Origin of the sequence: Limnobacter parvus, from assembly GCF_024623725.1 — a bacterium.
GTDB classification, from domain to species: domain Bacteria; phylum Pseudomonadota; class Gammaproteobacteria; order Burkholderiales; family Burkholderiaceae_B; genus Limnobacter; species Limnobacter parvus.
The window spans coordinates 106024-124533 of sequence record NZ_JANKHG010000014.1 but is presented as its reverse complement, the minus strand read 5'-3'; the positions used below and the strand labels follow the sequence as shown (position 1 = coordinate 124533).

Annotated in this window: 16 protein-coding genes and 3 tRNA genes; 14 read left to right on the top strand and 5 right to left on the bottom strand. The window is 51.4% G+C overall.

Annotated elements, in window-relative coordinates; all coding sequences use genetic code 11:
- Nucleotides 1-49: 49 nt before the first annotated feature.
- From carB to NSP04_RS02855, 3 genes are all read left to right on the top strand, one after another.
- Complete coding sequence (gene carB / locus NSP04_RS02865) at nucleotides 50-3280, top strand: carbamoyl-phosphate synthase large subunit (RefSeq protein ID WP_257510831.1); 3231 nt, start codon at nucleotides 50-52, stop codon at nucleotides 3278-3280.
- 87 nt (nucleotides 3281-3367) lie between these two features.
- Entirely contained in the window at nucleotides 3368-3844 is a 477-nt protein-coding gene (gene greA / locus NSP04_RS02860) for a transcription elongation factor GreA (RefSeq protein WP_257510830.1), read from the top strand.
- A 29-nt stretch (nucleotides 3845-3873) separates the two neighbouring features.
- Nucleotides 3874-4341 carry a DUF4149 domain-containing protein gene (locus NSP04_RS02855; RefSeq protein ID WP_257510829.1) on the top strand — a complete coding sequence of 156 codons (468 nt, stop codon included), beginning with the start codon at nucleotides 3874-3876 and terminating at the stop codon, nucleotides 4339-4341.
- 45 nt (nucleotides 4342-4386) lie between these two features.
- Here the strand turns inward: NSP04_RS02855 and yhbY are convergent, their stop codons facing one another.
- The gene (yhbY, locus tag NSP04_RS02850) at nucleotides 4387-4758 is read right to left on the bottom strand and encodes a ribosome assembly RNA-binding protein YhbY (protein WP_257510828.1); all 372 of its coding nucleotides are present in this window, start codon (nucleotides 4756-4758) and stop codon (nucleotides 4387-4389) included.
- Nucleotides 4759-4786: 28 nt separating this feature from the next.
- Here yhbY and NSP04_RS02845 point away from each other — a divergent pair, with 28 nt between their 5' ends.
- From NSP04_RS02845 to glmM, 5 genes are all read left to right on the top strand, one after another.
- Nucleotides 4787-5422: an RlmE family RNA methyltransferase gene (locus NSP04_RS02845; protein WP_257510827.1), complete on the top strand. Its 636-nt coding sequence runs from the start codon at nucleotides 4787-4789 to the stop codon at nucleotides 5420-5422.
- A 150-nt stretch (nucleotides 5423-5572) separates the two neighbouring features.
- Nucleotides 5573-7501 (top strand): ATP-dependent zinc metalloprotease FtsH, encoded by a 1929-nt coding sequence (gene ftsH / locus NSP04_RS02840; protein ID WP_257510826.1) that lies wholly within the window; start codon nucleotides 5573-5575, stop codon nucleotides 7499-7501.
- A gap of 532 nt (nucleotides 7502-8033) precedes the next feature.
- Nucleotides 8034-8867: a dihydropteroate synthase gene (gene folP, locus NSP04_RS02835; protein WP_257510825.1), complete on the top strand. Its 834-nt coding sequence runs from the start codon at nucleotides 8034-8036 to the stop codon at nucleotides 8865-8867.
- A complete protein-coding gene (locus NSP04_RS02830; RefSeq protein WP_257510824.1) occupies nucleotides 8864-9820 on the top strand; it encodes a GlcNAc-transferase family protein in 957 nt (318 codons plus the stop codon). Before folP ends, NSP04_RS02830 begins: the two co-directional genes overlap by 4 nt.
- A gap of 90 nt (nucleotides 9821-9910) precedes the next feature.
- A complete protein-coding gene (glmM, locus tag NSP04_RS02825) occupies nucleotides 9911-11257 on the top strand; it encodes a phosphoglucosamine mutase (RefSeq protein ID WP_257510823.1) in 1347 nt (448 codons plus the stop codon).
- A gap of 24 nt (nucleotides 11258-11281) precedes the next feature.
- On the opposite strand, the gene NSP04_RS02820 is transcribed toward glmM, so the two are convergent.
- Nucleotides 11282-12943: an ankyrin repeat domain-containing protein gene (locus NSP04_RS02820; RefSeq protein WP_257510822.1), complete on the bottom strand. Its 1662-nt coding sequence runs from the start codon at nucleotides 12941-12943 to the stop codon at nucleotides 11282-11284.
- 188 nt (nucleotides 12944-13131) lie between these two features.
- On the opposite strand from NSP04_RS02820, the gene NSP04_RS02815 reads away from it, so the two are divergent.
- The 5 genes from NSP04_RS02815 to NSP04_RS02795 all read left to right on the top strand — a co-directional run bounded on the left by NSP04_RS02815 (nucleotide 13132) and on the right by NSP04_RS02795 (nucleotide 15683).
- Nucleotides 13132-13208, top strand: a tRNA-Pro gene (locus NSP04_RS02815).
- An 80-nt stretch (nucleotides 13209-13288) separates the two neighbouring features.
- A tRNA-Arg gene (locus NSP04_RS02810) sits at nucleotides 13289-13365 on the top strand.
- Between the two features lie 23 nt (nucleotides 13366-13388).
- Nucleotides 13389-13464: transfer RNA gene (locus NSP04_RS02805), tRNA-His, on the top strand.
- A gap of 184 nt (nucleotides 13465-13648) precedes the next feature.
- A complete protein-coding gene (locus tag NSP04_RS02800) occupies nucleotides 13649-15277 on the top strand; it encodes a CehA/McbA family metallohydrolase (protein ID WP_257510821.1) in 1629 nt (542 codons plus the stop codon).
- A gap of 217 nt (nucleotides 15278-15494) precedes the next feature.
- The gene (locus NSP04_RS02795; RefSeq protein WP_257510820.1) at nucleotides 15495-15683 is read left to right on the top strand and encodes a hypothetical protein; all 189 of its coding nucleotides are present in this window, start codon (nucleotides 15495-15497) and stop codon (nucleotides 15681-15683) included.
- Nucleotides 15684-15718: 35 nt separating this feature from the next.
- Here NSP04_RS02795 and NSP04_RS02790 read toward each other — a convergent pair whose 3' ends face one another.
- The gene (locus tag NSP04_RS02790; RefSeq protein ID WP_257510819.1) at nucleotides 15719-16015 is read right to left on the bottom strand and encodes a hypothetical protein; all 297 of its coding nucleotides are present in this window, start codon (nucleotides 16013-16015) and stop codon (nucleotides 15719-15721) included.
- A gap of 219 nt (nucleotides 16016-16234) precedes the next feature.
- On the opposite strand from NSP04_RS02790, the gene NSP04_RS02785 reads away from it, so the two are divergent.
- The gene (locus tag NSP04_RS02785; RefSeq protein ID WP_257510818.1) at nucleotides 16235-16642 is read left to right on the top strand and encodes an NINE protein; all 408 of its coding nucleotides are present in this window, start codon (nucleotides 16235-16237) and stop codon (nucleotides 16640-16642) included.
- A gap of 9 nt (nucleotides 16643-16651) precedes the next feature.
- Here the strand turns inward: NSP04_RS02785 and NSP04_RS02780 are convergent, their stop codons facing one another.
- Both NSP04_RS02780 and NSP04_RS02775 read right to left on the bottom strand, forming a co-directional pair.
- Nucleotides 16652-17149, bottom strand: coding sequence for an SRPBCC family protein (locus NSP04_RS02780; RefSeq protein WP_257510817.1), 498 nt, complete (start codon nucleotides 17147-17149; stop codon nucleotides 16652-16654).
- Between the two features lie 49 nt (nucleotides 17150-17198).
- Entirely contained in the window at nucleotides 17199-18491 is a 1293-nt protein-coding gene (locus NSP04_RS02775) for a S8 family peptidase (protein WP_257510816.1), read from the bottom strand.
- Nucleotides 18492-18510 lie beyond the last annotated feature (19 nt).

Genomic DNA, 18510 nt, shown 5'->3' with positions numbered 1-18510 from the left:
TGCAAACCTGTTTGAACCGTATTGAAAATTTTAAAATTAAAGGGAAGTTATGCCAAAGCGTAACGATCTAAAGACCATCCTGATTATCGGCGCCGGCCCCATCGTGATCGGCCAGGCATGCGAATTCGACTACTCGGGTGCACAAGCCTGCAAAGCGCTTCGCGAGGAGGGTTACAAAGTGGTGCTGGTGAACAGCAACCCGGCCACCATCATGACCGACCCCGAAATGGCTGATGTCACCTACATCGAACCCATTACTTGGCAGGTTGTTGAGCGCATTATTGAAAAAGAGCGCCCAGATGCGGTGCTGCCCACCATGGGCGGCCAAACCGCGCTGAATTGCGCGCTTGATCTGGCCAAACACGGCGTGCTGGCCAAGTACAACGTGGAGTTGATCGGTGCGAAAGAAGAAGCCATCGAAAAAGCCGAAGACCGTTTGAAGTTCAAGAATGCCATGACCAGCATTGGTCTGGATTCTGCGAAAAGCGGTGTGGCCCATTCCATGGAAGAAGCACTTGAAGTGCAGGCGCGCATTGCCAAAGAAGTGGGCAGCAACGGCTTCCCCGTCATTATTCGCCCCAGCTTCACCTTGGGTGGCACGGGCGGCGGCATTGCCTACAACGCCGAAGAATTTGACACCATTTGTCGTCGTGGTTTGGAAGCATCGCCCACCAACGAATTGTTGATCGAAGAAAGCCTGATTGGCTGGAAAGAATTCGAGATGGAAGTGGTGCGTGACAGCGCAGACAACTGCATTATCGTGTGTTCCATTGAAAACCTGGACCCCATGGGTGTGCACACAGGCGACAGCATTACTGTTGCACCGGCACAAACGTTGACTGACCGCGAATACCAGTTGATGCGCAACGCGTCTATTGCGATTCTCCGTGAAATTGGCGTAGACACCGGTGGTTCCAATGTGCAGTTCTCGATCAACCCGGCCAACGGCCGCATGATCGTGATCGAAATGAACCCGCGTGTGTCGCGTTCCTCGGCACTGGCTTCCAAAGCAACCGGCTTCCCGATTGCCAAAGTGGCAGCCAAGTTGTCAGTGGGCTACACGCTCGATGAATTGAAGAACGACATCACCGGTGGCTTGACTCCTGCGTCGTTCGAGCCTTCGATCGATTACGTGGTTACCAAAATTCCACGCTTCGCATTCGAAAAGTTCCCGACTGCTGACGACCGCTTGACCACCCAAATGAAGTCCGTGGGTGAGGTCATGGCGATGGGCCGTACCTTCCAGGAAAGTTTCCAGAAGGCCTTGCGCGGTCTGGAAGTGGGTGTCGATGGCCTGAATCAGAAAACCACGGATCGTGAAGTAATTGAGCGCGAGCTGGGTGAACCTGGCCCCGAGCGTATTTTTTACGTGGGCGATGCCTTTGCTCAAGGCTTTGGCCTGGAAGAAGTGCACCAGTTGACCAAAATCGACCGGTGGTTCCTGGTTCAAATTCAAGACATCGTGGACACTGAACTGGAACTAGAAACCAAAACCCTGGCCGATTTGACTGAGCCAGTAATGCGTTTGCTCAAACGCAAGGGTTTCTCAGACCGTCGCCTGGCTTACCTGCTTGATACATCGGAAGCGGAAATTCGTAAGCTACGCCACCAGTACAATGTGCGCCCTGTTTACAAGCGCGTCGACACCTGCGCGGCTGAATTCAAAACCGGCACGGCCTACATGTATTCCACCTATGAAGAGGAATGCGAAGCAGCGCCCACCGACAAGAAAAAAATCATGGTGCTGGGCGGTGGTCCCAACCGGATTGGCCAAGGCATCGAATTTGATTACTGCTGCGTACACGCCGCCATGGCGTTGCGTGAAGATGGTTATGAGACCATCATGGTGAACTGCAACCCTGAAACAGTTTCAACCGATTACGACACCTCCGACCGCTTGTACTTCGAGCCCTTGACACTTGAAGATGTGCTGGAAATTGTGGCCATTGAAAAGCCCATCGGCGTAATTGTTCAGTACGGTGGTCAAACCCCGTTGAAACTGGCGAAATCGCTGGAAGCCAACGGCGTACCTATTATTGGTACCAGCCCGGAAAGTATTGATATTGCTGAAGACCGCGAGCGTTTCCAGAAATTACTGACCAAGCTGAACCTGCGCCAGCCGCCAAACCGCACTGCGCGCACTGAAGCCGAAGCCATTTCACATGCCCAGGAAATTGGATACCCACTGGTTGTGCGCCCAAGCTATGTGCTGGGTGGTCGTGCCATGGAAATTGTGCACGAGCAAAAAGACCTTGAGCGCTACATGCGCGAAGCGGTGAAGGTCAGCAACGACAGCCCCGTGCTGCTAGATCGCTTCCTGAATGACGCAATTGAAGTGGACGTGGATGCGCTGTGCGATGGCCAAACCGTCATGATCGGCGGCGTGATGGAGCACATTGAACAAGCGGGTGTGCACAGCGGCGATTCCGCCTGTTGCTTGCCCCCGTACAGCCTGTCGGCTGAAATGGTCAATGAACTGAAGCGCCAGTCGGAAGTCATGGCCAAAGCCTTGAATGTAGTGGGCTTGATGAATGTGCAGTTTGCAATTCAAAACGACAATGTGTTTGTACTTGAAGTAAACCCACGCGCGTCGCGCACCGTACCGTATGTTTCAAAGGCCACAGGCTTGCAACTGGCAAAAATTGCTGCCCGTTGTATGGCTGGGCAAACATTTGAATCTCAGGGCGTGAAGGGTGAAGTGGTGCCCAAGTACTTCTCCGTGAAAGAAGCTGTATTCCCGTTCGTGAAGTTCCCCGGTGTTGACACCATTCTTGGCCCTGAAATGAAGTCCACTGGCGAAGTAATGGGTGTGGGCCGTACTTTTGGTGAAGCTTTCGTGAAGTCGCAATTGGCCGCCTCGGTTAAATTACCTGAAGGTGGAACAGCCTTCATCAGTGTGAAGACCGAAGACAAAAAGCACACTGTGAAGCTGGCCAAAGGGCTGGTTGAACTGGGTTTCAAAATTATCGCGACACGTGGCACGGCAGCGGCCATTGCAGCGGGTGGCATTGAATGCACGGTGGTAAACAAAGTGCTGGAAGGCCGCCCAAATATTGTGGACATGCTGAAAAACGGCGAGGTGCAGTTGGTGGTGAACACGGTTGAAGAGCGCCGCAGTGCGATCAACGACAGCCGTTATATTCGAACCACATCGCTGAGTTCTCGTGTTACGATCTTCACAACAATGGCAGGTGCACTGGCTTCAGTTGAGGGCATGAAACACCTTGGCTCAATGGATGTATACAGCGTTCAAAGCCTGCACGCGGAACTCTCTGCTTAATCTGCCTGTCTGAACTTTTACGAGCCGTCTTATAGCAACGTTTGCTATCAGGCGGCTTTCCATTTATTTGCAGGAACAATTGAAGTTATGGCCACTATCCCGTTGACCGTCAAAGGTGCTGAAAAGCTGAAACAAGAATTGCATCGCCTGAAAACCATTGATCGCCCTGCTGTGATTAATGCCATTTCTGAAGCGCGTGCACAAGGTGATTTGTCTGAGAACGCAGAATATGATGCAGCCAAAGAAAAGCAGGGTTTTATCGAAGGGCGTATCAAGGAAATTGAAGGCAAGATGAGCAATGCGCAAATCATCGACCCCACCAATGTTGACGCTGAAGGCCGTGTGGTTTTTGGCGCTACAGTGAAACTGGAAGACATCGAAGCCGGTGCAACCGTGGAATATCAAATCGTGGGCGACGACGAAGCTGATATTAAATCTGGCTTGATTTCCATTTCAAGCCCTATTGCTCGGGCCTTGATTGGCAAGTACGAAGGCGATGTGGCCCATGTTCAGGCCCCAGGTGGCCTGCGTGAATACGAAGTGCTGGAAGTTAGGTACATTTGATGTTGAATCAATAAAGGAGTACTCGAACAATGACTTGGCGCGGTTTTCGGAGTGCGGAGCTTGCGTTCTGGGCCATTTGGCTAGGAGCCTTGTGGTTCATGGCCATCCTGGTTGCACCCGGCTTGTTCAAGTGGTTGCCTCGCCCGGAAGCGGGTTTGGTGGCAGGCCGTCTGTTTTATATGTTGGCTTTGTATTCCTTGGTCAGCAGCGGGCTGTTGTTGGCCTTGTCGAATTGGGCAGGTGAATTACGCGCTGCGCTGCGTCTGAATGTGCTGATGGCAGTAATTTTGGGTGTCAGCGTGCTGGAATTGGCTTGGCTTCAGCCGCACATGGATGATTTGCGCAATGCCATGGCTGGTTTGCAAGGCGATGAATTGGCTGCCATGCGCAGCCAGTTCGGAAACATGCATGCCATTTCCAGCGTGCTGTATTCCGTCAAAATGATTGGCGCTTTGGTGTGGGGCTTAAACCGATTTGGCGTGAAGCAGGCCAGTTAAGCCCGCTGCTTGGTACGCCACGAAGTTTGGCACTAAGGTAGCTAATCAAGCCTTTGAAGCAAACTGACGTTTGGTTTGGCGCGGGCCTTTTGGTTTAGGGCGGCTTTTGGCTTTGGCTTTTTCAGGGTCTTCCGCCTTGGTGCGGAAGAGCACAAGCAATTTACCGATGTGTTGTACCAGCGCTGCACCGGTTTCATCGCAAATGGTTTGGGCATATTCCAGTCGGGCTTCCCTGTCATCGCCTGCTACACGAACCTTGATCAGGCCATGGGCACTCAAATTCATGTCAATTTCCTTGACTACATTGGGTGTCAAGCCTTTGTCGCCAATCAAAACCACCGGATCCAACGCATGGGCCTGGGCTTTAAGCGCCTTTTTTTCAGCAGGTGTCAGGGTTACAGCAGTGGTGTCCGTCATATTAATTTTTCACTCGGTTGGGTAATCGGTGGCTAAAAAGAAGAAACTCAATAAAAACTGGTTGCATGATCACATCAACGACCCTTACGTGAAAATGGCCACGAATGCGGGTTATCGCGCCCGCGCAGCCTTCAAGCTGAAGGAAATTGCCGAGCCGGAAGGGTTGTTGAAGCCGGGTATCAAGGTGGTCGACCTGGGCAGCACGCCAGGTAGCTGGTCGCAGGTGCTTAGGGAAGCCTTGGTAGGACCCGGTGGGGTCATCAATGGCCGTATTATCGCACTGGATCTGCTTCCAATGGAACCTATTGCGGGTGTTGAATTCATTCTTGGGGATTTTCGCGACGAAGCCGTGCTGGAAGACCTGAATCAGCGCTTGGGTGGCGAAAAGCTGGATCTGGTGGTTTCTGACATGGCTCCTAACCTTTCCGGGGTGGCCGCAGCCGATGCGGCCCGAATTGAACATGTTTGCGAATTGGCCATGGATTTTGCCGTGAATCATTTGAAGCCCAATGGCGCGCTGATTGTAAAAATATTTCACGGATCGTCTTACAGCAACGTGGTGCATCAAATGAAACAAGTCTTCAAAAGCGTTTCACCGCGTAAACCAAAGGCTTCCAGAGACAAATCCAGGGAAACCTTTTTGCTTTGCAAGGGTCTTAAATAGGTATTTAGCAGCAAAATTGCCCTGGCGATTACCATTGTTTATGCACACCATGAATTAGTGTGATGGCGCAATTCAGTGGCTTGGGTTTAAAATGGACAACCTGCCCCCATTTCCATAGGGTGGGGCCAGTGTCCTCGAGGAGAAGTAGCATTGAATAATTCGTTTTCAAAAGCAGCAGTTTGGTTGGTCGTGGCGCTGGTGCTCTTCACTGTGTTCAGGCAGTTCGAAGGGCAACAGGTTCGTTCCAATGAAATGACCTATTCCGAGTTCATGCAAGATGCGCAGAACGGACGCATTAAAAGCGCCATTGTGGAAGGCCGCACGGTGCGTGCCCTGACTACAGACGACCGCGAGCGGGTAATTTACACGCCTGGCGACATCTGGATGGTGGGCGACTTGCTGAAGTACGGTGTCCAGGTGCGGGCCAAGCCCGAAGAAGAGCCATCTTTGTTGATGAGCCTGTTCGTTAGCTGGTTCCCCATGATTCTGCTGATTGGTGTGTGGATATTCTTCATGCGGCAAATGCAGGGTGGCGGCAAGGGCGGAGCATTCAGCTTCGGTAAAAGCCGAGCCAAGCTGCTGGATGAAAACACCAATCCCGTTACCTTTGCCGACGTTGCTGGCTGTGACGAAGCAAAAGAAGACGTGCACGAGTTGGTTGAGTTCCTGAGAGATCCAACCAAATTCCAAAAGTTGGGCGGGCGAATTCCACGCGGTGTTTTGATGGTCGGTTCACCCGGTACAGGTAAAACTCTGCTTGCGAAAGCAATTGCGGGTGAAGCCAAGGTGCCATTCTTTGCGATTTCAGGTTCGGATTTCGTTGAAATGTTCGTGGGTGTGGGCGCCGCCCGCGTTCGCGACATGTTTGAACAAGCCAAAAAGCAGGCACCTTGCATTATTTTTATCGACGAAATCGATGCGGTAGGTCGCCAGCGTGGCGCCGGTTTGGGCGGCGGTAACGACGAACGCGAACAAACCCTGAACCAAATGTTGGTTGAGATGGATGGTTTTGACACCAATCAAGGCATTATCGTGATTGCGGCAACCAACCGACCCGATGTGTTGGACCCAGCCTTGTTGCGCCCAGGTCGTTTTGACCGCCAGGTGGTGGTAAGCCTGCCGGACATTCGTGGCCGTGAGCAGATTCTGAAAGTGCACATGCGCAAAATTCCAATGTCTCCAGATGTGGATGCGTCTGTATTGGCCCGTGGTTGCCCAGGGTTTTCTGGCGCCGACTTGGCCAACCTGGTGAACGAAGCTGCTTTGTTTGCTGCACGCCGCAACGGCCGTGTAGTGGAAATGAACGACTTCGAGAAAGCCAAGGACAAGATCATCATGGGTGCCGAGCGCCGCAGTATGGTGATGCCCGAAGAGGAACGCCGCAACACGGCTTACCACGAGTCTGGCCACGCGGTGGTTGCCAAGTTGATGACCAAAACTGACCCAGTGCACAAAGTCACGATCATTCCACGTGGTCGCGCTTTGGGTGTCACCATGCAATTGCCGGAAGGTGATCGTTACAGCATGGACAAAGAACGCATGTTGTGTACCATTGCCGTGCTGTTTGGTGGTCGTATTGCTGAAGAAATTTTCATGAACCAGATGACCACTGGCGCATCGAACGATTTCGAGCGTGCAACAGCCATCGCCCGTGACATGGTGACTCGTTACGGCATGACCGAGGCCTTGGGCCCCATGGTGTATGCCGAGAACGAAGGTGAAGTGTTTTTGGGCCGTTCAGTGACCAAGACAACGCACATGAGCGAGCAAACCATGCAAATGGTGGATGCCGAAATTCGCAAGATCATTGATTCTCAGTACAAGGTGGCTTGGGATATTCTTGATCAAAATCGCGACAAGGTGCATTTGATGGCCAAGTCGCTGCTGGAATGGGAAACCATTGATGCTGATCAAATCAACGACATCATGGATGGGAAAGACCCACGTCCTCCATCAGCAGGTGGAAGCACACCACCCACCGGTGGCAGCCCAAGTTCAAGTGGCGGCGGTGGCGGTGAGAAGGTTGTTCCAACTCCCCAGCCTGCTCCTGCTGCGATGAGTGTGAAAGCTGAAGACTGATTAGTCGGTTTGATGCGAATTCAAGAAAGCCGCTGGTTTTAATCAGCGGCTTTTTTGTTTTGGCAGCCGCGCTTGGGTCGGTTTAGGTGCCACATCGCCTTGCCTCAAGCAAGACTTTTTTCCCGGTTTGATGATTCTGGCTTGGGTCATGCGAAACGCGGAAGCGTCTTCGCATCGGTTCCTGCCGGAACCGCCCCGCGCTGGAGAGTAAAACGGTGACTTAAGCCGCAGCAGAGCAGCAAGTCGCAAGTCACTGGCGGGTTCGCTGCAGTCGCAATGCTCGCATTGACCTCATCCCGCCTTCAAGGAAGTCTGCCCGTTTGAATTCACACGGCACGGTCGGCCAAAGGCCGGCACCGAGACTCGGCCATCTTTTTTGCCGAGCGAGGTGAGTCAGTGTGAATTTCAAAAAGGGAAATACAGACTTTCATGGGGGTGAGGGCATGCGACTTTGCGAATGCTATAAACGAGCAGCTTCGCAAACAGTATCATTGCCGTAAAATGACATGCACAACAATTTGCAAGGCAACACATGGTTCGTACCTGGAAAGCCGGTCGATTCGACCTGAGCTACACGCACGGCAAGCCGCTGATTATGGGCATTGTGAATGTAACCCCCGACTCATTTTCTGATGGTGGGAAATTTTTCCACACCTTGAAAGCCATCGACCATGCCCGCCAGCAGCTTGAGAATGGTGCCAACATTCTGGACATTGGTGGTGAGTCCACTCGCCCTGGCGCTTGCGCGGTGGATGCTGAAGAAGAATGGAAGCGTGTGGGCGATGTGCTCAAGGAACTTGTGACCTGGAATGTGCCCCTGTCAATTGACACCATGAAAACCACGGTGATGGCCAAGGCTGTCGACTTGGGTGTTGATATTTTGAACGATGTGAATGGATTCCGGGCCGAGGGTGCCGATCAGGTCTTGGCCCAATCCAATGCAGGGGCTGTGGTAATGCACATGCAGGGCGAACCACGCACGATGCAAAATTCTCCTGAGTACGGCAATGTGGTTGGTGATGTAGAAAATTTCCTGAATCATCGATTGATCGAGCTTGAAGAGTTGGGGGTACCAGCCAATCGTATTTTGGTAGATCCCGGTTTTGGTTTCGGCAAAACCCTGCAACACAATATCGAGTTAATGAAAGCCACCCCTTTGTTTTCAACCTTGGGTGCAGGGGTGTTGGTGGGCGTTTCACGCAAGAAGATGATTGCGGAACTGACTGGGCAAAATGATCCGGTGTTGCGCATGTCTGGTTCAGTGGCCGCGGCAAACTATGCGGCCCAGCATGGTGCTGCGGTGGTTCGTGTGCACGACGTACGCGAAACTGTCGACGCATTCAAAGTGTGGTCGGCTTTGAATTGAATCAGCAAAGTCCACCCACCATTTTCGTCAGTGTTGTGGCTTTTTGCGAGCCGCATTTGTACCTTACGGTTCATCAACTATTTGCCAAGGCCACACATCCTGAGCGAATTTTTGTGGGTTTGGTGGATCAATCCGATAACTTGAACCCGCAATGGCTTGCTGACTTTCCTGCCAGAAAAAATATCAACTATGTGGGTTTGTCACCTATCGATTCCCGCGGGGTATGCTGGGCGCGTTCCATCGCTTTTTCGTTGTACAACGATCAAGATTATTTGTTGCAGATCGATTCCCACACCTTGTTTGACCAAGGCTGGGATGAAAGCTTGATTCAGCAGCACCAGCAGCTTAAACACACCCACCCCAAGCCCTTGATCAGCACATATCCACCCGGTTTCAGGTTTGATGCACAGGGCAGGGCGTTGGCAGATGAGCCGATTAAGTCGAATGACATTTTCAGGATTGATCGGAATCTGGACAGCAAGTTGACCGCCGACCGCGCAGTGTTGCAGTTCAAAGTGTTTCGTGAACCCGCTGAATCAGAACAAACACAGCATTTGCCCGGTTTTCATGTAGCAGCCTGTTTTCTGTTCACCACCGGCAATTTTACCCAGCAAGTGCCTTACGACCCCTACCTGTATTTCCGGGGTGAGGAACAAAGCCTTTCCCTGCGCGCTCATGCCAAGGGTTATCAGGTATTTCACCCCCGGCACAATCTGATTCCGGTTTACCACCTGTACAAAGAAGTGGGCAAGTTGTACGAGGGGCAGCATTGGCGACCCGATTTGGAAGCAAAGCGGCAAAGTGCTTTTGGCTGGCTACAACAGCGATCGAATGAGCGTATCCATGCCCTGTTTACCCCGGGTTCAAATTTGGGTGTGTACGGCATTGACGACCCCGCGCATCTTGAAAGCTTTTGCAAACTAAGCAAGATTGATTATTTGGGTCGTACTTGAGCCACAGTCGGGTACAAATGGAGTGATCCATCTACGGCCTTACCGTAGAATCAGGCTAACTGTGACAATTCACCTAACTGTAGATTTTCAATGAGCAGACAATATTTTGGTACAGACGGCATTCGCGGCACTGTGGGTCAAATCCCCATGGTTCCCGATTTTGTATTGCGCTTGGGTCAGGCCGCCGGCACGGTGTTGGCCCAGCATGAAGGCGATGGCCGCCGTCCCCGTGTTCTGATTGGCAAAGACACCCGTGTAAGCGGTTATCTGCTCGAAAGCTGCCTTGAAGCAGGTTTTACTTCTGTGGGTGTGGATGTGGTAATGGTGGGCCCCATGCCGACAGCTGGCGTGGCTTACCTGGCCCGCGCTTTGAACATGTCGGCAGGGGTGGTAATAAGCGCCTCACACAACCCCTACCAAGACAACGGCATCAAGTTTTTTTCCGGTGAAGGCACGAAGTTGCCTGACGCCTGGGAAATGGAAATTGAGGCTCAATTGGCCTTGCATGCGCCCTGCAAGTCTTCTGAAGAGTTAGGTAAGGCTAAGCGTTTGAACGATGCGGCTGGCCGATACATCGAGTTTTGCAAGGGCACTTTTCCGCGCGATAAGCACCTTCGTGGCCTGAAAATTGTTGTGGATTGCGCCAATGGTGCAGCCTACCAAATTGCGCCAGCGGTGTTTCGTGAACTGGGTGCCGAAGTGGTGGTTCTTGCAGATCAGCCCGATGGGTTGAACATTAACCGCGGCGTGGGTGCCACTTACCCAGACTTCGTGGCCAGGGCGGTGTATGAACACAAGGCTGATTACGGTTTTGCACTGGATGGTGATGCCGACCGCTTGATTTGCGTGGATGGCAGTGGCCGAATTTTCAATGGTGATGAGCTGCTGTTTGCCTTGGTGGCTGAACGCCTGCATATGCAAGGCAAAGTCGATGGTGTTGTAGGTACGTTGATGACCAATCTTGGCCTTGAATTGGCTTTGAAACAACTAGATGTGCCGTTCGAGCGGGCCAAGGTTGGCGACCGTTATGTATTTGAAAAGCTTCAGGCCAATGGCTGGCAGCTGGGCGGTGAAAGCTCTGGCCACTTGTTGGTACTAGACCGCCATTCCACAGGTGATGGCATTGTGAGTGCCTTGCAGGTGCTGCGCGCAGTGCGCAATCTGGGCATGTCTTTGGCCGATATTTTAAAACCGGTGGCCATGCTGCCGCAGGTACTTAAGAATGCGCGCTTGCCATCTGGCTACGACTGGGCCAACGACAGCAAGGTTCAAGGTGTTTGCGAGGCTGTAAGGGCCGAGCTTGGCACCAATGGGCGTTTGTTGATTCGCCCGTCAGGTACCGAGCCCGTGCTGCGTGTGATGGTGGAAACGGCCAGCAAACAGTTGGCTGACCACCTGGTGCAGCAAATTCTGGATGCCTTGCCAAAAGCGGGTTGAATCAAGATTCGCCCGGTGCACGTATCAACGGAAATGCTGTGCTTGAGTTTCAATGATTTTTTCTAGTAGCGGTTTGTCCATTTTCTTTGCGAGTTGGGCAGGGGTTTCACCTCGACTGTCTGGCGAATTCAGGTTTTGATTGTTTTTGGCTAATTTCATGCAAAGTGCTTCTGCCAAAAGTAACAACTCGCACTCCGGTTGATCAGCAATAATTAAATGGTGGAGTGGGTGATTTCGACCTGGTATTAATGGCTCAATTTCATGGGGGGCCATACGTTCAACAAGTTGCAAGGCGCAGTGAATGGCGTTGTTTCGAATGGCTAACATCAAAGGCGTGCGCTCGTCGTGGCTGTGGCTGGCAGGAATACCGGCATTGACCAGTTGGTTGACCATTGACGAGTTGTCGTATTTCGCAGCCAGCTGCATCAAACCCAATCCCGAGGGCGATTTAACTTGCATAAGCTCAACGGTAAGCAAGTCTTGAAGAAGCAATTGGCTTGTTGAATCGTCTCTGTGTTTGATTGCATCACAAAGCTGCATGGGCAGTGTTTCTGGTTGTCGGATTTTTATGAGAATCTTCGTGAACTCGGGGTATTTGTCATGCACTTCTTGTATGAAGTCGCTGGACAGATTGTGTGAAAGCGCTAGGCAGTCAAGATTCTCTGGCATTTCAAGTTGACCAGCCCCATACGCTTTCAACAAACTTTCAGTTTGCCAGCCATTAATCGCGGCGCTTCCACGGGCGAACTTGCAAAGGTGGCTTTCGAGGTAATGTAGGTGCAGAATTTTGTCGATCAAATCAATGGGAAGGTGTTTTTCGTCAACGATTGATTCATAGCATTGGCTGCACAATGTCTCCAGATAAGGAATATTTTGAACGGGTGAATGACGCCAGAATATCTCCGGGATCTCTTTATTCCAGTTCCGACTCATGTTCGAAGGCATGTCGATTCCTTTCTGCTTGCCGAAACTGGCACTTAAGTAGGTAGAGGTGGTGTCCAATCTCAGTTTTCCGACTTTGACCGAAAACAACAATGCCAGTGCGTCGGGCTTTGGTGAATCGTTTACATTGCTTATGGCGAATCGCAAGGTGTCTTTGTCCAGGGTGAGGTGCCCAATTCTTCTGAATACATCTTCTTTGCTGCCGTTTTTCATCAAGTCAATGGCTCGGTGTGAATGGGGCTCGTATGGACCATCGTCGCCCAGTGGTGTTAGCAGCTTCACCAGTCGGTCTGCGCCGAAAAAATCGGTGTTGAATTTGGCCTTGACGCCATCGAGATCCTGATTTTTCATCATGGCAGTAATTTCAGCGGCCTCTTGGGCAAGCCGTTTTCTGCCTTCTGCGAAGTATGTATTCAGTTGTTTGCGCGAAACTGGAATGCCCGAGTACAGGGCATGGACGGCGGGCTCTTGAACACAATCGCCCCATGCTTTGTAAGCGGCGGCTGGTATGCCGTAGCGCGTGAAGCTTGGTGCCTGGGTGTCTGATGCATGCGTATTTTCCATGAAGCTGATGATTTCTTTGTCGAGAACGTTTGTGACTTTTTCATCCCAATATTTTTCTTGATGCTCTGGGTCGGCAGCAATGGCCGACTGAAAGGGCAGCGCGATTTGACTGTTGCGAAGAATAAAGTGGCCCAACGAGTTCGTGTTGGGCGCGTCTTGGGCAAGAGTTATCCTTCCCATATGTTGTGGAATTGTATTGAGTCTCATGATGTAGTTATTGTTGGTGGTTGTTGTGGTTTTTATATTGGGTGGGACTTGAGGCGACGAAGTTCGAATTAATTTCACTCGGTGTAGTGATTCGATTTAGGTAGATCGCTTGAAGTGTCTTGACGACAGCGTGAATTGGCTTTAGAATTCCGCTTCTTTGTCGGGGCATAGCGCAGCCTGGTAGCGCATCTGGTTTGGGACCAGAGGGTCGAGGGTTCAAATCCTTCTGCCCCGACCATCGAATTTAAAGGATGTTCTATCCTTGACCAGTGGGTTTAGAAAAATACCCATTCGCGTGTGCGAGTTACAATGCAAATTCTGCCCGTAGCTCAGTTGGATAGAGCATTGGCCTTCTAAGCCAAGGGTCGGGGGTTCGAACCCCTCCGGGCAGGCCAAGAATTTAGACCAGTTTACGGTGGCGGTGTTAGCTCAGTTGGTAGAGCAATGGATTGTGATTCCATGGGTCGTGGGTTCGAGCCCCATACATCGCCCCAAATAAAATCAAGGACTTAGCGTGAGTGATCCGCTAGGTCCTTTTTGTTTTGTGACACCCGGCTCCTAAAACGGTTTATGAATATTTCGTACTTTGTCATTTAGTGCGCGTTGACAAGTCCAATTCAGCAATGTGCAAGTACCAATCCTGAATAGCTGCTTTAGCAAGCCATGGAGGATCTGCCGGTGTCTTTTGTTGAAAATACCAAATTGCTTGGTAATCTAGCCTTGGCGTTGAATTGCTTCGTGGTTGCGGCATGCATGGGCGATGGCAACAGTACGACAACAAACACTTCAAGGACTGCAACCTTCGAGCAACAAGCATTTCCGCGCCTTGAACAAACGGTTGTGTTGTCAGGCCCGGTAGGAATTCCCGGGGAAACGCTTTACTTGCCATTTAATCTTCCCGCTGGCATACAACGTTTGGAGGCTCGCTTTGTCGATGGGTCACCGGATACAAAGCTGGGGCTGGGTCTTTTCGGGCCAGGCGGTGCAAAGTTTCAGCTAAGTGATTTCCGTGGAATTACAGGAGAGGAACGCAGAGAAATTTTCGTCCAGCGCGATGCCGCCACCTTGGGATTTACAGCAGGGGATTTGCCAAGTGGCGAGTGGCAAATTGCAGTACCCAATTTTTTGAATTTCGGTGGAACCGCGTTTGTCGAAGTCAAAATGTTTTCGCAAAACGGAATTGTTGATGCGGACATTGTTAACTTAACCAAACCAGTCATTGAGCCAGTGCCAGAAATGGTGATAGACCAACCAGGGTGGTACAAAGGCGACCTGCACGTACACACTGTTTATTCAAGCGACGCGTTTTCGAGTGGGTCCGCGAAAACCCCGCGAGAGGCTGCAGAGGCAGCCAAGGCGAATGGCCTTGATTTCATAGCACTTACCGATCACAACGTGACGGTTCAAAACAGAAAGCTTCGCTCTGCAAGCCCAGATGAATTTCTGCTGTTGGCTGGCGAAGAAGTCACTACGTGGCAAGGTGGGCCTGGTCACCTTGTTGTAGTAGGTCTTGATGAGAATGACCACATTGATTGGCGGTTCCGACCTGAGTTTGGCAAATACGCCCGTACGCCACTGTGGAACGAGAATGACAGCCCGATTATTCCCCTGCTTGAAACGTTGCGGGAAAAGAAAATATTCGCGACTGCGGCACATCCTTATGTAGTTCCTGGTGCAGGTTCCGACTGGGGATTTTTTCAGGACAGCGACCTGGATGCCAGGGCCTTGCCAGATGCACTTGAAATTTGGAATGCAGAATTTTTTGCATCAAGCGGGGACTTGTCTTTGAGGCAGTGGGATCTTGAGCTTTCTCGAAATCGAAAGCTTTGCGTAAACGGTGGCTCCGATATTCACGGTTTTGATGGAAGCAATCCGCTGGGTACCCCTTATAAAATTGGTACGCCAACCACTGTGGTTTGGGCGGAATCACTTTCTCGTCGGGCCATTATCGACAGTTTGCGGTCCTGCCGCGCGTACATCACCAAAGATCCCGAAGGCCCAATGCTGGTTATTAAATCAGCAGAGGTGATGATGGGCGACACTGTGGTGGCGTCATTAACCGACTTGGTGCCGATTGAAATCGAGGTTGCGCAAGCCATGGCGGGCGCAATTCTCCTGGTGTTTCACAATGGGGCGCCTGTGCATGCCTCGATATTGAATGGCGACTCTCAAAGCGTGACAGTCAATGTTCCGGCGCTTGCCCAAGGCGGCGTTCGGGCAGAGTTGCGGCCGCCCTTGGTGCCACCTTCCTATCCAACGCCTTTGGCTTTAACAAACCCAATTTTTATTCGTTTGGCCAACAATTAAGGAAGTCGCTTGTACTCCATATTGCTTGATTGGGCTTTGTTTTCGTCAAAAGAGGTGCATTCCAAAATTGTGTCAAAACCAAGAACTGTCATGTGGAATAAATAGCCAAGTGATTTTGTTGGTTTTACAACCAAACAGCACTGATTTGGTAGGGCTTCCTCTAAGAGTACGCTTGTACACTTGTAAATGACTAACCAGTCATTTTTGGAGCATCACAATGCGTACTCAACAGTTTTCAACATCCAGCGCAGTGTCTTTGGGAGTCGCAGCAACCATTCCCGCATTCTTGATACTGTCCTTGAACGGTACAAGCCTGTTCTATGGTTTGGATACAGTCGCAATTTTGTCTGCTGGTGTGGGGTTTGCTGGTTTCTTGGCGGGTATGTTCAGCAGAAAGCTCAAGTAAGAGGGTTTCCCAAAGACTCTGTGCTGTAGAAATTATTATTCGTTAACATCCTGGATTTCGCAAAGCTGTTCCATGATCATATTGTGTTGAACGATCAGTTCGCCAAAAGTGCTTGGTACATTGAGTGTGCCCTGACAGTTGTCGACGGGTGAGGGCTCTGGCACGCGTTGTTTGTTTTCAAACCGTGTTTGAACTGCCTCAAGAAAAATATTCATCGCTTCCTTGTGCGCTTCCTCTTCTGAGGAGAACAATTCTTTGGCGCCGATAAAATCTGGAAAACGAAGTTCGTATTGCCCCTCTGCCAGATGCTTTATGAAATAGCAATATTGCATGATTTACTCCCAATTTATGTGGCCAGCATACTGCGTGAACATTACGAATTGTGGTCGGCGTGAACCAGAGAATTTCATTCCTGATTTGCTGAAGCGCTCCAAAGTGCCGAGGGCCGCGTGTGAAGGACCCGCCAAGTTCTTTTTGGTTTGTAGCCTGGTAGATTGGCCCATCTGCTGTGTTACTTTTGCGTTTGGATTAACCACGATCAACAAACTTATATGACTAAAGACAACAACAGCCACAGCATCGTGATCGGCTACATTCTGTGGATTCTTGGCTTTATGGGCGCGCACCGGTTTTATTACGGTCGCCCAATCTCCGGAATCATCTGGTTTTTCACGCTCGGCCTGTTTTTAATAGGCTGGATTGTGGATTTGTTCCTGATCCCCGGCATGGACAAAAGTGCAGATCGACGCTTTTTACAAGGCCCCATCAACTACAACATTGCCTGGGTGTTGCTGACCTTCCTTGGTGTGTTCGGCATACACCGGTTTTATCAGCGCAAGTGGATTACAGGTTTGCTGTACCTGCTGACAGTGGGCTTGTTTGGCATCGGGATTATTTACGACTGGTGTACCTTGAACGACCAAATCGATGAATTGCATCGAGATGGTACGTTGAATTAACAAGGTTTGTTACACGGTACCGAAATGCTTTTCGGTGTCGCGTATAAAGCCGTCAAACAAAGCCAACTTGGCGGCGGGGCTGATCAGTTTTAGTGGCAGTCCCAAACCCCTGCGCCCCGCCATGGCGAATTTCCATACAAACCGACACCCTCGTTCAGTGGGTGTTACCTCGTAGTATTCAGCAAATTGTTTGAATGCCGGCGCATTGGCCTGTTCCACATAAAACGCGTGGCGGCGGTTGTTTTCGTCCCAAATAAAGAAACGTTCTTTTAGTTTGATGGTGTTGAAGTTGGCACCTACTTCGCGCGTGGTGCCCACCTTGAAGGGGCGTGCGCTGGTGTAGTGGCCGTCCAGTGCTTTGCACCAAGCCAATGGTTTGTCAGCCACCAGGCCAGCCCACACATCGTCTGCGCTGGCGTTCAAATGCATGGTGTAGGCAAAGCGAATGGGTGCAGTGTCGAAAAACGATTCATCAGTTACTTTTTCCAGGTCGAACCAAACACCCATGGCGAATTTCCTTGTTGAGTTAGTGCTAGTTTTAAGCTATCTGGGTATTTTAACGGCTATACAACAGCAGATTGGCCGAATTGCTTGCGTCATTTATAACACCAGAGGTGGCCTGATTTTTCAATACGGTGGCTACATTTTGAGGCGCGACTCCCTCGGAAAGCAACTTCGCCGCGGCACCAGCCACATGGGGCGAGGCCATGGATGTTCCGCTAAGCACAGCCTGGTCATTGTCATTTCTTATGCCTGCTGAGGTGATAGAGCTGCCTGGGGCAAACAAATCGACACAACTTCCAAAATTCGAGAATGATGACCGTCTGTCGGCCATGTCGGAAGAAGCAACGGTGAGGGCTGAAGGCTCACGTGAAGGCGAGAAAGAGCAGGCATCGCGTGATTCGTTGCCAGCAGCGACCACTGTGACAATTCCTGCATTGTGCGCGGTGCGCACTGCTTGATCCACTGCAGTTGATGCGCCTCCACCCAGGCTTAAGTTCATCACGGCGGGCTTGACATGGTTGCTGAGCACCCACTCAATTCCAGCCACAGTGGCGGACGACGTACCCACACCCTGACAATTCACGACCCTGACGCCATGCAGGATTACGTTTTTGGCCACACCAAACTGACTTCCGCCAATGGTACCAGCCACATGCGTGCCGTGCCCATTGCAGTCGGCCGGGTTTGAAGCCGGGTCTAGCGGATTGGTTGGGTTTGCAGCGGGCGGTGCTGGTTGAGGCGCGGGAGAGCCAAACAGGCCGCCGAGCAGGCCGCCACCGCCCAGCAGGCCACCCAGTAAACCACCACCTGCGCCACCGCCCGTACTAGACAGGGCGTCGTAGCCATTGCCTACCCGCCCTGTAAAATCCCGGTGAGTCGCCCGCAGCCCGGAATCGACCACATAAGCGTGTACGTTTTGTCCGGAAGACGTGTAGGTGTATTGCATGTCTCTGGTGTTGCTGCGCGAATCAATGCGATCCAGGCCCCAGCTTGCGTTGTTTTGCGTTGTGGCATTCAGGGTGTACGTTTGGTCTTGCTCTATGTAAGCGACCAGACCGTTGGCCTGTAGCTGATTGGCCAGGTGATCTGGCAACGTAACCGCAAATCCTTGAAGTGCGCGTTGGTAGCGAAAGTTGATTTGTTGGTTCGACAAGCCCAGGTCGGTTTGTACCCGGTCGAGCAATCGTGAAATTGGCGTATTGCCGGGCAAGTTGAGTATCTGACTTAGGGTGTTGTGGCTTTTTAGGACGACGATGTATTGATTGGGCAAGGGCTCGGCCATGGTTGGTAGCGAGCCAAATGACAACATTGCAACCAACAAAACTGCAATCGACTTGTGCTTCATGATGTCTCCGGGATTTTTT

Bases quoted from the DNA above. Each gene is read 5' to 3' on its own strand.
- carB (WP_257510831.1), top strand. From the start codon at position 50: ATGCCAAAGCGTAACGATCTAAAGACCATCCTGATTATCGGCGCCGGC.
- greA (WP_257510830.1), top strand. From the start codon at position 3,368: ATGGCCACTATCCCGTTGACCGTCAAAGGTGCTGAAAAGCTGAAACAA.
- NSP04_RS02855 (WP_257510829.1), top strand. From the start codon at position 3,874: ATGACTTGGCGCGGTTTTCGGAGTGCGGAGCTTGCGTTCTGGGCCATT.
- yhbY (WP_257510828.1), bottom strand. From the start codon at position 4,758: ATGACGGACACCACTGCTGTAACCCTGACACCTGCTGAAAAAAAGGCG.
- folP (WP_257510825.1), top strand. From the start codon at position 8,034: ATGGTTCGTACCTGGAAAGCCGGTCGATTCGACCTGAGCTACACGCAC.
- glmM (WP_257510823.1), top strand. From the start codon at position 9,911: ATGAGCAGACAATATTTTGGTACAGACGGCATTCGCGGCACTGTGGGT.
- NSP04_RS02820 (WP_257510822.1), bottom strand. From the start codon at position 12,943: ATGGGAAGGATAACTCTTGCCCAAGACGCGCCCAACACGAACTCGTTG.
- NSP04_RS02795 (WP_257510820.1), top strand. From the start codon at position 15,495: ATGCGTACTCAACAGTTTTCAACATCCAGCGCAGTGTCTTTGGGAGTC.
- NSP04_RS02790 (WP_257510819.1), bottom strand. From the start codon at position 16,015: ATGCAATATTGCTATTTCATAAAGCATCTGGCAGAGGGGCAATACGAA.
- NSP04_RS02785 (WP_257510818.1), top strand. From the start codon at position 16,235: ATGACTAAAGACAACAACAGCCACAGCATCGTGATCGGCTACATTCTG.
- NSP04_RS02780 (WP_257510817.1), bottom strand. From the start codon at position 17,149: ATGGGTGTTTGGTTCGACCTGGAAAAAGTAACTGATGAATCGTTTTTC.
- NSP04_RS02775 (WP_257510816.1), bottom strand. From the start codon at position 18,491: ATGAAGCACAAGTCGATTGCAGTTTTGTTGGTTGCAATGTTGTCATTT.